Here is a 13,127-nt window from a genome sequence, read left to right on the forward strand (position 1 = left end):
TATGGTATACTAATAAAGTAAATAAAAAATAATAGGAGGATTATTATGAAAAAATTAATTTTATCGATTTTTATGATCACAGCATTAGCTTCTTTTGCTGAAGGAAATACAGTTGATGTTAGAGCAGGGTTTGATTTCAGTTCAAAAGCAAAAATCAAAGATGAAAATGGAAGTTTTGATTTATTAAAAAGAGGGTTTGAACTTGGTGCAGAATATAGAAGAAATTTAGGAACAGGATTTGAAGTTGGAGGAGGTATATTTTATAAGACAAACAGCTTTAAGAAAAATGCCATTGATGAAGCTCTTATTGACGATGGTACAACAGGAGATGTATATCCAACAAATGTAACAAGTAAAAAATTCAATGCATTTCCAATTTATGCAACTGCAAGATACAATTTTACTACACCTTCAGAAGATATAGTTCCTTATGTAAAAGCTAACTTAGGATACTCAATAAATTCAGGTAAATTAGAATCTAAATATACAACAAATACTTCGACATATCCAGATGTAGCAGGAAGAATAGATGAAAGTTATAAATTAAAAAATGGATTGTATTATGGACTTGGTACAGGATTAAAATACAAAAATTTCTTTGTTGATTTATCTTACAATGTAATTAGAAGTAAAGTTGAAAATAGATTTATGAGTTCTGCTCAATCTATTGGTGGTTCTACAACATATGAATATGATAAATGGAATACAAAAGTTAATAACAAATTTGTTACATTAAGCTTTGGATATAGTTTCGGATTCTAAAATAAAAAGATCTCTAATTTAGAACAATTTCTATTTTAGAGATTTTTTATTTACGATTCTTAATTGTGAATTTAATTTTTTAAATATTTTTTTCTCAAAAAATATGAAATAAATTCCAATATAATTGCTACACCAAATATTAGATATACAAATACCCCAATTTCTCTTATATCAAAGTACATGGTTCCAGCCATAAACATATCATAACCAATTCCCCCAGCTCCAGCTGCAGCTCCTACTAATACAGCATTTGTAAAGTTTATCTCAAAACGGATGAATGTCCAGGATAGAATGGAAGTTACAGTGCTTGGTAAAATTCCTTGAAAAATAATTTTCCAGAATGATGCTCCAGTTGCTTTTAGAGCTTCTATAATGCCGTTATCTATTTCTTCGATACTTTCAGAATAGGCTTTTACGAGGTAGGCGACACTATGGAAAGTCATACCAATAATAGCTGCTTCAACACCAATATTTGCAACGACTGAAAATACCATAACCCATAATATTGTTGGAATTGCACGAATAAATGTAATTCCTATTTTGACAGCTTTTGATATATATGAGCTTGATAAATTTTTAGCTGCAAAAAACGAAAAAAACAATGCGATAAATGATCCGATTATTGTGGTAAGTACAGCAAGGGCGATTGTTACAGCAAGACTAAGAAATACTTGGCTATATGTGTACCTGTCAGATAATCTTGGGGAAAAGAACATTGTTTTTAAGTCTTTAAAAAAATGTACAGTTGCTTTAGCAATATTCACGTTATCAAAACCCATTGTAATTAATGTATAAATTGTAATAATTGATAAAACAGATAAAGTTGTGTATAGATAGAATCTTGATTTTGTAAATTTTCTAATTTTTATTTTTTTCAAAGGATATTCACCTTCTTTCTGTTTGATATTTACATCAGTTCATTTCTAAGTTTGTTTGAGAGCATTTCTATTCCGATTACAATAACGGTAACAACTAGAATTACAAGTCCTGCGGCATCGTAACGAAAACTTTTATAATACAGGCTGAATGTAAATCCAATTCCAGTTCCTGTTAAAATACCAACTAAAGTTGATTCACGAACTCCAGTTTCAATAAAGAAAAGAAGCCATGATACAAGTTGTGAGGATACACTTGGAATAACTCCACAAAATATTATTTGAAAGTATGAAGCTCCTACTGATTTTAGGGCTTCAATTACGTCGCCCGCAACATCGTCAATTGTTTCAGAAAAGGCACGTGTAAGATAGCCAAATGTAATTAGGAATAATGCGAGAAAGCCTGTAAATTGGCTCTGCTTGAATGAAAATACCAGTATTAATGCCCATGCTACGATTGGAATATTTCTAAAAAAAGAAGCAATTACTTTTGTTATAACTTTGGTAAAAATATTTATTCCAGTCGAATTTGAGCCAATTATTGCAAGAAAAAGGGCAAAAATTGATGAAATCATTGTGGAAGTTATAGCAAGCAGGACAGTCTTTAATGCTGAATCTAAAATTTCAGGAAAATACTGCAGAGCATTTTGTGTAGGAATAAATTTTTGTAAAAGCCAAAAAATTCCAGCTGGAATTGAGGAAAATGCCATTCCATTCTGGAAGCCTGAAATAACAGATGAAATCCCATAAAGTATTACAATTGTTGATAACAGTATAATTTTTGAATAAAATCGCTGTTTAAAAATATCTTTTTTTGTTAAATTCATAAAATCTCCTTATTTTATCAAATTTATTCTTCATCTTTATAAATAAATTCAACCATTTTTTCTGTAAGTTTCTCTGCCTTATCGTCAAAAATTTTTTCTCCTTTGTTAAGTGCGATTATTCTATCTGAATATTTTTTTGCAATGTCGACTTGATGAAGATTTACAATACACGTAATTTTTAGTTCTGTAACAATTTTTTTTAGATAATCCATTATGTTTTCAGCAGTTTTTGGATCAAGTGAGGCGATTGGCTCGTCACAAAGAAGCAATTTTGGTTTTTGCATGATTGCCCTTGCAATACCGACACGCTGCTTTTGCCCGCCTGAAAGTTCACTACATTTTTGATAAGCATATTTAGTCATATTTACTCTTTCTAGAAAGCTAAAAGCTTCTTTTTTTTCTTCCTCTGAATAAATACCCAATATTGCAGCAATTATTGATTTATATCCAAGCCGTCCATGAAGCACGTTTTCAATAACAGTTAGCCTTTCCACAAGATTATAACTTTGAAAAATCATTCCAATTTCTCGTCTTACAAGTTCGATTTGTGTTTTTTTCAAGTTCTCAATATTTTTATCTTCAAATAAAATTGAACCTTGTGAGATATCAATCATTTTGTTGATACTTCTAAGTAATGTTGATTTTCCAGAGCCTGATGGACCAATAACCGATATAAATTCTCCTTTTTCCACATCGAATGAAATATTTTTCAAGGCATTTGTTCCGTTATTATATTTTTTTGAAACATTTTTTATACTTAATAACATAAAAAATTCCTTTCTAAATGATTTTACTATACAAATAATATTTTAAAAAATAAGGCATATCAATCTTGGTATGCCTAAAAACTTCTATTTATTTCCAATATTAATTTTGCTAGTGTTCTGATTGCTATTTTGTTTTTCTGTATTATTATTTGTGTTACTGTTATTGCTATTGACAGAGCTTGGATTATTTAAAACATTAATAGTAGAATTATTATTTTGACTATTATTTTCAGCAGTTTCATTGGCTGTTTGTTCAAATGTGATAATTGTTCCCAATGATAGCAAGTCTCTTTGAAGTTTATCAAGTTTATTTTTTTGGACATATACATTATCAATTAATGTTTCGATATTTTTGTTATCTTCTTCATATTTAGACATAATTTGCTGATAATTATTATTTCTTAGGTTTTCAATTTTTTGAGTCAGCAGTGTTTTTTCCTCATCAGTTAATACAGTATGATTTAAATTTTTGAAATTGTTGTTTTCTAAAATAAGCTCTGAGGCAAGTTTTACAATTCTTCCTTCAAGTAAATCATTTTTTGAATATTCAATAAGAGAACTTATTTTATTGATTGCAAATAAAGTTTTGGAAGTGAAATTATCTTTGTTATAAATAATTTCATAACCATTATTAATCCCTTTTATCAATGCTTTTGAATTATTTTCCAATAAAACTTCTCCATTTATCTGCGAGTTGTTTCCATTTAGCCCTTTAACCGCAATTTTACCATCATTAATATTTATATCCGAAATTCTTATGTTCAAATCCTTTATTTCTTTTATAAGGGAAGTAGCTTTTAAAGCTGTATTTAATGAAGTTTCTAAATTTTTTCCTTTGTCTAGGAATATATATAGATTCATATTTTGAACATTATTGTTAGAATTATTGTTAAAATCATTCAATGAAATCTCTTTTTCAAGCTTAGTCAAATTATCAGAAACATTTGCAAGTGCAATATCCCTTTCAAGCTCAATTTCAGAAATATTTTTTTCAATGTTTTCTTTTTCAGAATTGATAGATTTTATTAATGGCTTAATTTCGTTATTTAATTCTACAATTTTTTGAGCCTTGCTCTTCAAGTCTGTAAGCCCTACATAGTCTTTTTTCAGAACATTAATTTTTTCAATATTCTCTTTCCATTTGCTGTTAATAAGGTTGTTTGTATTATTTGACAATGTTGTAACCTTATCAGTTGTTTCCTTGATAAAATCTGCAGTTGTCTTGTCAGATTTTTCTTGAGAAGTAAGAGAATTTATTTTTTCAGTAAAAGTGTCAATCTGAGAATTTTTTTCTTTATATATGCTTTCAAGATTTACATCATCCAATTTCAAATTAGATAATGTTAATTTTGGTACAAGGTTAAATAGTCCGCTTTGTACAATGCCAACTGTAGCTCGACCTTTTCCAAGACTTTTTCCATTGACTACAAAATTATCGAAAGTCATTTCACTGTTTCTTACAGAAAATTTTACGTTTTCAAATTCCGAATTTTTTGATTTTGTCATATATGTGACAATATTGCTGGAAAACATCACGCCAAAAAGCATCATAACCAAAGCTATTAGTATAAGACTTAATAAATATTTCAAAATTTTCACAAAAAACCTCCTTTTGAGATATGATAAAACTTTTTAATATCAAGCTTCTGTAAGATTAAATAATTAACTTGAAGCTTGGGTTTAAAGTTTACTGTAGTTTTTACATCAAATAAGCTGTCAAAAATAGATGTTATAAATTTATATCTATTTAAAACAGCTCCTTTCCAAATTTTTAAAAGTTTTAGATTATTTAATATTTTTTAATGCTTCATCCATATTTGATAATTTAAATTCATCAGAAATTGATTTTAGGTAAGTTTGTTGTTCAATCTGTCTTTTCTGATTTCTTAATTGAGTTTTGATACCTTCTTTAACACTTTCAAAAGGTATCAGTCCTTTAGGATTTCTTTCAAGAACTTTCACGACATACAAACTTTTTCCATCATTTACAACTTTGTTAACAACCTGTCCTGCCTTAACATCCTTGATAGCTTCACTTACTGAACCAAATCGGCTTGCTAACTGACTTAGAAGAATTGATTGTGTTTGTCCGTTTTGTTCAGTTCCAGGATTGTATTGATTTACGTAGGCAGTAAAATTATTAGGATTTGCAACAGCTTCCTTTAATGCCTGCTCAGCTTTTGCTGTATCAGTAGGCTGGAATACTATAACTTGCAATCGCACTGAATCTTCAGGTTGTGTAAAACTAGCTTGGTTGGCGTCGTAGGCAGCTTTAGCATCAGCATCTGTAATTTTGGCTCTTTCGTTGATTTCACTTAATGTTGCAAGACTTGCCAGTAATTGTTCCTGTAAAATTTCTTGGCTTTGTGTATATTTCTTGTCTTTATCAAGTTTTTTTTCTTTTGCTTTTAAGGCAAGAGCTCTGTTTAGAGCGATATTTTTAATAATAGAATGTTTCATTTGTGTAATTTGCTCAGGAGTAAGTTCTTTTTCAGAAATTCCACTAGAAAATAGACTTTTCTCCAGTTCGTTATTAACTTCCTTTTCATAAACTTTTATTTTTTTGTCTGACGATTCGAATAGTACTTTACCTCCGTTACTATTTCCACAAGACAACGCAAGTGTGCATAATGCTGTCAAGATAGCTATTTTAAATTTATTTTTCATTTTTTCTTTTCCTCCAAAATGGTTTTATGTTTTTAAGATTATATCTTTAGTATATCATAACATTACAAACATTTCAAACTTTATTAAAAAAAGAGTGATAGTGTACTTAAAGATTTAGAAAATTAATAAAAATAGTTATTACTATTGGATTAAAGAGGTTATGTTATTAAGAGATACTTGGAAATAAAATCCTTATTGTAACAGTTAAATCTCTCTATGAGGTAAGCAGAGTGGGATGACACTTACTTAGTTCACTTTTAATATTTACTTTTTTTTAAAATCAAAGCAATGTATTGAAAAAATATAAAAAATTTGATATAATCATTTGAACTAGAAAATAAAAATTGAAAAGCGCCAGTCCTTTTGGGATAATTAATAGGAAAAATATTGCTTTAAAAGGAGACGAGGGAAAAGAGTTATCGAATTATCGGCGGATGCTCTTTAGGTGGTTACAACCTTAATGATACACAAAAATTCTGAGTAATTGGAGTTACAAAGGTATTATAGTAGCATTTTCTAGTAATTTTATATTATTGAAGGAGAAAATTATGTGTGGAATTGTAGGTTACATTGGAGCTAAAAATGCTCAGGAATTTGTTATTGACGGGTTAGAAAAGTTGGAGTACAGAGGATATGATTCAGCTGGAATTGCTGTTAATACTGGAAATGAGAAATTTGAGATTGTAAAAAAAGTGGGAAGATTGCAGAATCTAGCTGATGAACTAGAAAAACATCCGCTTTTAGGGACAGTTGCGATAGGGCATACAAGATGGGCAACACATGGTAAGCCATCTGATGAAAATTCACATCCTCATTTTAACAAGGATAAAACATTAGTTGTTGTTCATAATGGAATCATTGAAAATTATCTGGAACTAAAAAAAGATTTAGTTGCAAAAGGGTATGAGTTTAAATCAGAAACTGATACAGAAGTTGTGGCTCACTTGTTAGATGAACTTTATACTGGAGACTTGCTTGAAACAGTAAAGAAATTGTTAAAAGTTATAAAAGGTGCGTATGCACTTGGGATTATGTCTGTAAACGAGCCTGACAGAATTATTGCGGCAAGAAAGGAAAGTCCGCTTATTGTAGGGCTTGGAGATGGAGAAAACTTTATTGCGTCGGATATTCCTGCAATTTTGAAATATACTAGAGATGTATATTTGATTGAAAATAATGAAATTGTGGAAATAAAAAAAGACTCTGTAAAAATTATGGATGTAGACGGAAATGAGATAAAAAGAGATGTAACTCATATTGAGTGGGATTTGGAAGCTGCTTCTAAAGGTGGATTTGAGTATTTTATGGAAAAAGAAATTTTTGAACAGCCAGAAGTGCTTATAAAAACTTTGAACAGCAGAGTTGATGAAAATTATAACATTAATTTTGATGATGCAGGACTTACAAAGGAATATTTGGAAGGAATTAATGATATTTATATTGTAGCTTGTGGAACCGCTTACCATGCTGGGCTTGTTGGAAAGCATATTATTGAGAAAAAAACAAGAATTCGTGTGGATGTCGACATTGCATCAGAATTTAGATATAGAAATCCTGTAATTAATGATAACGCTTTAGTTATCGTATTAAGCCAGTCTGGAGAAACTTTAGATACGCTTGAGGCTATGAAAGAGGCAAAAAGACATGGGGCAAGAGTTGTTGCAATTACAAACGTAGTTGGTTCTTCGATAGCAAGGGAAGCGGATCATGTTATTTACACTTGGGCAGGGCCTGAAATTGCCGTTGCCTCTACAAAGGCGTATACAACTCAGATGGTTATTTTATACTTGATGGCAATAGACTTTGCATATAAATTTGGAAAAATTACAAAAGATGAAGCTACTGAGGACATTAAGAAATTATATGAAGTGGAACAAAGCATTCAGAAAATGCTGGAATATAATGAAAAAATAAAAGATGTTGCAGATAAGATTAAAGATAATGAAAGTATGTTCTACCTTGGACGTGGGCTTGACTATGTAATTGCTGTAGAAGGTGCATTAAAATCTAAAGAAATTTCATATATTCATTCAGAAGCTTTTGCCTCTGGAGAATTAAAACACGGAACTATAGCATTAATTACAGATGGAGTGCCAGTTGTTGTAAATGTTACACAGTCGGACTTATTTGAAAAATCAGTATCAAATATAAAAGAAGTTACTTCAAGAGGAGCTTATGTTGTTGCAATTGCAAAAGAAGGAAATACAGTTGTAGAAGAAGTGGCTGATGAAGTGTTCTATATTCCAAATGTAGAAGACGACTATGCAGGATTTCCTACAATCGTAATTCATCAGTTATTGGCATATTATTTATCAAAATTAAAAGGAAATGATGTTGATAAACCAAGAAACTTGGCAAAATCAGTAACTGTGGAATAGGATAATTAGTTAATAATTATAAATAATAAAAAAAATGGAGGAAAGAATTATGAATTTTGATGATTTGAAAAAAGGAGCAGAAGATGCTCTTAAAAAAACTGTAGATGGAGCAAAGGACTTAGCTGATAAAGCTGCTGACAAAACAAAGGAAATTGCAGGAAGCGAAGTTGCTCAGAATATTAAAAAAGGAACAGAAGATGTTCTAGGTAAAACTGTGGAAGGTGCAAAAGATTTAGCAGAAAAAGCTGCAAATAACAAAATTGTTCAAGATGTGAAAAAAGGTGCTGAAGAAGCATTAGACAAAACAGTAGAAGGAGCTAAGGGATTAGCAGATAAAGTTACTGGAATGTTCAAAAAATAGTAAAAACAAAAATGTAATAAAAAAGGTTAGTTGGAGTATCAATTTTGGTACTCCATATATTTTTTATTTATTTTTTTAAAATTCTTTGTTATTTTTTATGAAATTTGGTATAATTAGCTTAAATAAAAATAAACTTGGATTATGAATTTGAAAAAAGTCAGGAGAATTGAGAATAAGAAGTATTTATCAGTTGATATAAAAGAGATTGTTAAATATAAATAAAAGAAAGCATGAAAAAGTCTAGAATACATAAACTAAAAATTATCGTTTTGGAAAATAAAGATGCGAAAGTGGGGATTGAAGAGGAGTAAAAGAGAAATGTGGCAGGAATTGGACGAAAAGCCTGCGATTTTGGAAAGGAAGTTTTGTGAAAATAGTAAAAAATTATTATGACAGGTTTAAGGTTTTAAATCCCCAATATTCAGAAATAAAACTGGGGATTATTGCTGCTATTATTATTTATTTTATTGCAAGGATTTTTTTTGTGGTAGAAATTTCAAGGGATATGATAATTTCACTTTTGGTATTTGTAATATCAATGACTCTTCACGAAGTGGCGCACGGATATGTGGCATATAAATTTGGTGATGATACTGCCAAAAGAGAGGGAAGAATTACTCTAAATCCTCTTAAACATATTGAATTGACAGGAATAATTCTTCCGGTTCTTATACTTTTGAGCGGATTCAAATTTTTGGTAGGGTGGGCAAAGCCTGTTCCGGTTAATTTTTATAATTTAAGACCACATCGGTTAGGACTATTCTGTGTCGCAGTCGCTGGAATAGTAGTAAACTTTATTCTTGCAGGAATTTCACTTGTATTTTTAAAACTAGGTAGTAAATATCTGGATATGGATAATATTTTTATGACAGTCATGATTTATGTTTATGTAATAAACCTTTTGCTTGGAATGTTCAACTTAATACCAATAACTCCGCTTGATGGAGGTAGAATAGTTTATTCTTTTTCGGGAAATAAAATTAGAGAGTTTTATAATAAAATTGAAAGATATGGAATTTTAATTATATTTGTAATTGTTTATTTTAGCGGCTCTCGTTTAACACAAGGCTTTTTAGTAATTGTTGATTTTTTTTTGAAACTTGCAGGAATAGATATTAACTTAACTTTTTAAAAAAATTATAAGAAAATTCAATAAAAAATTTTGAAAATCAAAAATATGGGATATAATATAGTATTACAATTTTGAAGGTAAGTTTAAATATTAGAAAAGGTATTTTTATCAAAGTTTAAGGATGTGGTAAAGATGAAAAAATTATTTTTGATTTTAGGAATATTTTTTGCAATAAATTTTGAGGTGTATGGATTTACACAAAAGGAAAAAATTCAGGAAACTTTATCAAAGCTTGGTATAAAGCAGGCTTTAATTGATGAAACGATAGCTTTGGATTATGAAATTAGAGATACAGAATATTTTGAAAATGATGAAAAAATTATTCGTGAAAGAGTGGCAAAACTTGAAAAACTTCTTCAGAAGGATGAGAGAAACTATATAGCTGCTCAAGCTCTAATTACTATTTTTGAATCTAAAATAAGTGGAGATTATAAAAAATATCTTGACTTATTTGTAAAATATACGCCTTATGAATACGAAAAAACTTTTTCAAAAATGATGTACGCTCTAGATAAGGGAGATATGTCAAGTTTTGAAAAATATATGGATGAAATTCCTAAAAAATATAAAGATACAGTAATAGTAACATTAGCAAAAATTTTTGTGGCAAAGAACTTTGAAGAAAAACAGATGCTTACAGAAAAAGTTTTGAAATTATTAAAAAATGAGAGCGAAAGACGAAAAATCGGAGTTTCTGATGAAGAATACTATTTTATGAAATTGACTTATTATTTGAATAAAATCCGTAATTTATTTGATAAAGGAGAGGTAAAAACTGCTGTTGCAGAGTATCTTGACAATATTGTGAACGAGAATATAAGTGAAGAAATACAAAATTATAATTTACGGGCTGAAGTTATACTTTACTTTAATGTTGTAATAATGAATGAGGAAATAAAAGAAGATTTGTTAAAAATAAGCAATGGAGCAAAATTGGAAGATACTTGGATTGCTAAGAAAATCCAGACTGAAACTGAAAAGGACAAGGATTTCTTATCAAAAATGGTAAATTAGGAAAGAGGAGAAAGTTTATGAAAAAAATTTTTGTATCATTATCATTGCCAGTATTTTTTTCTTTAGGATACGAATTACCAGCATATACTAGAGCTGAACTTATACAGGACAGGCTTTCAAAAATTGGTATAAAGCAAAGTGTTATTGATGAAACAATAAAATTTGAATATGATATTAAAGATGAAAAAAATTTTTTTACAGAAGATGGGCATGAAAATGATAACCTTTTGAAATTAAAGGAAATTTATGAAAAAGATGAAAGAAATGAAACATTAGGATCAGTTCTTGTAGGAGCCTACATAGTAGGGGGAAAGAAGGACTTTAAAAAAGCAAGGGAATATATGGATAAAATTGCTCCTTATTCAACGAGATTTGATAAACTTTCAAACGAATTTACCTATTACAAGTTAAAAGGCGATGAAAAAAAAGCAAAATTTTATTACAATCTTATAAAACGTTACTATAAAAATTCAGCAGTGATGGAACTTGTTGACACATTAAGCGAGAATTTGGATATGGTAAAGTTTATTGAAACATTAGGTGACTATTTGACTGAAGAGGAAGATAAAACTAATAATGAGGCAAATGATTTGCCTAATGGATTTTTATACGATAATAAAAAGGGAATTATTGAAAATAAGGATAAAAAAGATGATTTAGATAAGGAAGAAGTATTAGAAAATACACAAACTTATAGTGAAAGTGTAAAGGAGATTCTTGATAACGGAAAGGAAACTCTAGATACTCAAAAACAAGAAATTAGTAAATATGAACGAATAATTAATTATTTTAAAATTCCGAAAAATCAAAAGGAGTTTGGGATTCCAGATGACTATATAAGAGGATTTAAATTAAAAATCGCAGAAGTAAAAATAGCGAAAAATATGATGAACTATGGAATAGAAAATGCTGTAAAATATTATCTTGACAATGTTTCGACAAAAGATGTGAGCTATGAAGACGTTTATTTTAACGAACAGTCAGAGCTGGCATTGTATCTTGCAGTTGCCCAAATGCTTTCCGTTGCTGATGATAACGTAATAGCAAAATATCGGAAAGACTTTGAAAACACAAGAGTAATTAAGCTGCTGGATGAAGTTTTAGAAAATGAGAGAAAAAAGGAAAAAGAGAAGGCTGGGAAGACTCAAAATAAAAATCATATAAAAAGCTGACAGATGTCGATTATAATAGGATACAAAAGAAATTCACAAGTACAAATAAATTTAAGCAGTTGGAAGGATATGTGCAGATACAGCCAGTAACTCAATAAGAAATTATAGAAACTCAGATGAACTTGATTGCAAAAATAGGTTGTCTGAGTTTTATTTTTATGATAACATAATAAATATCATTTTAAATTTATAGAACGAAAGGAGGAAAAGTTGAAAACTGTAGCAAAAGAAACAATAATCGAATTTGAAGAAAAAAAATCAAAATTTATTGGCTACATTAAGCCAGTTTCGACAGTAATTGAAGCAGAAAAATTTATTGATTCTATAAAAAAAATGCATCCAAATGCAACTCACAATGTGCCGCTTTACAGAGTAATGGAAAATGGGCAGGAATATTTTAAGTACAATGATGATGGAGAACCGAGCAATACAGCAGGAAAGCCAATGGCAGAAATACTGAATATTTTGGATGTGTATAATGTGGCATTAGTTGCTACAAGATATTTTGGAGGAGTAAAGCTGGGAGCTGGTGGACTTATAAGAAATTATGCCAAAACAGCAAAACTGGCTATTAATGAAGCAAAAATTATAGACTATGTTGAAAAATCTGTTTTTATAATAGATTATGACTATGAATATACTTCAGAAATGGAAGCATTCTTGAATGAAAATACTCCAAAATTTGGAATTGAAATATTGGAAAAAAATTATTCAAACAGGGTAACAATGAAAATATTAGCAAATGATGAAATTGAAGATGAATTGAATAGCTTACAGAAAATTATTGTAATAAAAATATAAAAAATAGTTAATTTTGAAGAGAAACAATTTTTTTTGAAAAAATTGTTGACAAATAAAATCAAATATGATATTATATTTCTTGTCTGTTAGTGATAATAACAAATAAGGGAATGAATGTGCGGCCTTCGTCTAGTGGTTAGGACCTCGGGTTTTCATCCCGGTAACAGGGGTTCGATCCCCCTAGGCCGTACCAAATTTAAAACTGAATAATTAAAATATTAAATGGTGAATATTTATGGTCGCATAGCTCAGCTGGGAGAGCACCTGCCTTACAAGCAGGGGGTCATTGGTTCGATCCCAATTGTGACCACCATTATGGAGGTGTAGCTCAGTTGGTTAGAGTGCTTGCCTGTCACGCAAGATGTCGCGAG

General features: G+C 29.6%; 12 protein-coding genes and 2 tRNA genes. 9 read left to right on the forward strand and 5 right to left on the reverse strand.

All coding sequences use genetic code 11. The annotated features are described in order from the left end of the window. The first annotated feature begins 45 nt into the window (after positions 1-45). Positions 46-762, forward strand: coding sequence for a hypothetical protein (locus tag Q0370_RS01175; RefSeq protein WP_299570984.1), 717 nt, complete (start codon positions 46-48; stop codon positions 760-762). 71 nt (positions 763-833) lie between these two features. On the opposite strand, the gene Q0370_RS01180 is transcribed toward Q0370_RS01175, so the two are convergent. The 5 genes from Q0370_RS01180 to Q0370_RS01200 form a co-directional block, all read right to left on the reverse strand. Further along, positions 834-1,640 carry an ABC transporter permease gene (locus Q0370_RS01180; protein WP_299570986.1) on the reverse strand — a complete coding sequence of 269 codons (807 nt, stop codon included), beginning with the start codon at positions 1,638-1,640 and terminating at the stop codon, positions 834-836. A gap of 29 nt (positions 1,641-1,669) precedes the next feature. Next, complete coding sequence (locus Q0370_RS01185; protein ID WP_299570989.1) at positions 1,670-2,464, reverse strand: ABC transporter permease; 795 nt, start codon at positions 2,462-2,464, stop codon at positions 1,670-1,672. 23 nt (positions 2,465-2,487) lie between these two features. Beyond that, the gene (gene phnC / locus Q0370_RS01190) at positions 2,488-3,231 is read right to left on the reverse strand and encodes a phosphonate ABC transporter ATP-binding protein (protein ID WP_299570992.1); all 744 of its coding nucleotides are present in this window, start codon (positions 3,229-3,231) and stop codon (positions 2,488-2,490) included. An 84-nt stretch (positions 3,232-3,315) separates the two neighbouring features. After that, positions 3,316-4,830 (reverse strand): hypothetical protein, encoded by a 1,515-nt coding sequence (locus Q0370_RS01195; RefSeq protein ID WP_299570994.1) that lies wholly within the window; start codon positions 4,828-4,830, stop codon positions 3,316-3,318. A 186-nt stretch (positions 4,831-5,016) separates the two neighbouring features. Then, a complete protein-coding gene (locus Q0370_RS01200; protein ID WP_299570997.1) occupies positions 5,017-5,898 on the reverse strand; it encodes a peptidylprolyl isomerase in 882 nt (293 codons plus the stop codon). A gap of 548 nt (positions 5,899-6,446) precedes the next feature. Between Q0370_RS01200 and glmS the strand changes: the two genes are divergently transcribed. The 8 genes from glmS to Q0370_RS01240 all read left to right on the forward strand — a co-directional run bounded on the left by glmS (position 6,447) and on the right by Q0370_RS01240 (position 13,069). Beyond that, entirely contained in the window at positions 6,447-8,276 is a 1,830-nt protein-coding gene (gene glmS / locus Q0370_RS01205; protein ID WP_299571000.1) for a glutamine--fructose-6-phosphate transaminase (isomerizing), read from the forward strand. A gap of 49 nt (positions 8,277-8,325) precedes the next feature. After that, positions 8,326-8,637, forward strand: coding sequence for a hypothetical protein (locus Q0370_RS01210; RefSeq protein WP_299571003.1), 312 nt, complete (start codon positions 8,326-8,328; stop codon positions 8,635-8,637). 367 nt (positions 8,638-9,004) lie between these two features. Then, a complete protein-coding gene (locus tag Q0370_RS01215) occupies positions 9,005-9,769 on the forward strand; it encodes a site-2 protease family protein (protein ID WP_299571005.1) in 765 nt (254 codons plus the stop codon). 132 nt (positions 9,770-9,901) lie between these two features. After that, entirely contained in the window at positions 9,902-10,783 is an 882-nt protein-coding gene (locus tag Q0370_RS01220; protein ID WP_299571007.1) for a hypothetical protein, read from the forward strand. A 17-nt stretch (positions 10,784-10,800) separates the two neighbouring features. Continuing rightward, positions 10,801-11,955: a hypothetical protein gene (locus Q0370_RS01225; protein ID WP_299571009.1), complete on the forward strand. Its 1,155-nt coding sequence runs from the start codon at positions 10,801-10,803 to the stop codon at positions 11,953-11,955. 210 nt (positions 11,956-12,165) lie between these two features. Then, on the forward strand, positions 12,166-12,756 hold the full coding sequence (locus Q0370_RS01230) for a YigZ family protein (protein WP_299571011.1): 591 nt from the start codon (positions 12,166-12,168) through the stop codon (positions 12,754-12,756). Positions 12,757-12,874: 118 nt separating this feature from the next. Next, positions 12,875-12,949: transfer RNA gene (locus Q0370_RS01235), tRNA-Glu, on the forward strand. A 44-nt stretch (positions 12,950-12,993) separates the two neighbouring features. Then, positions 12,994-13,069, forward strand: a tRNA-Val gene (locus Q0370_RS01240). The last annotated feature ends 58 nt before the right edge of the window (positions 13,070-13,127 follow it).

Origin of the sequence: uncultured Leptotrichia sp. (assembly GCF_938036635.1) — a bacterium.
GTDB classification, from domain to species: domain Bacteria; phylum Fusobacteriota; class Fusobacteriia; order Fusobacteriales; family Leptotrichiaceae; genus Leptotrichia; species Leptotrichia hongkongensis.

Excerpts from the sequence above, each read along its gene's own strand:
- Q0370_RS01175 (WP_299570984.1), top strand. The coding sequence starts at position 46 with ATGAAAAAATTAATTTTATCGATTTTTATGATCACAGCATTAGCTTCT.
- Q0370_RS01185 (WP_299570989.1), bottom strand. The coding sequence starts at position 2,464 with ATGAATTTAACAAAAAAAGATATTTTTAAACAGCGATTTTATTCAAAA.
- phnC (WP_299570992.1), bottom strand. The coding sequence starts at position 3,231 with ATGTTATTAAGTATAAAAAATGTTTCAAAAAAATATAATAACGGAACA.
- Q0370_RS01200 (WP_299570997.1), bottom strand. The coding sequence starts at position 5,898 with ATGAAAAATAAATTTAAAATAGCTATCTTGACAGCATTATGCACACTT.
- glmS (WP_299571000.1), top strand. The coding sequence starts at position 6,447 with ATGTGTGGAATTGTAGGTTACATTGGAGCTAAAAATGCTCAGGAATTT.
- Q0370_RS01210 (WP_299571003.1), top strand. The coding sequence starts at position 8,326 with ATGAATTTTGATGATTTGAAAAAAGGAGCAGAAGATGCTCTTAAAAAA.
- Q0370_RS01220 (WP_299571007.1), top strand. The coding sequence starts at position 9,902 with ATGAAAAAATTATTTTTGATTTTAGGAATATTTTTTGCAATAAATTTT.
- Q0370_RS01225 (WP_299571009.1), top strand. The coding sequence starts at position 10,801 with ATGAAAAAAATTTTTGTATCATTATCATTGCCAGTATTTTTTTCTTTA.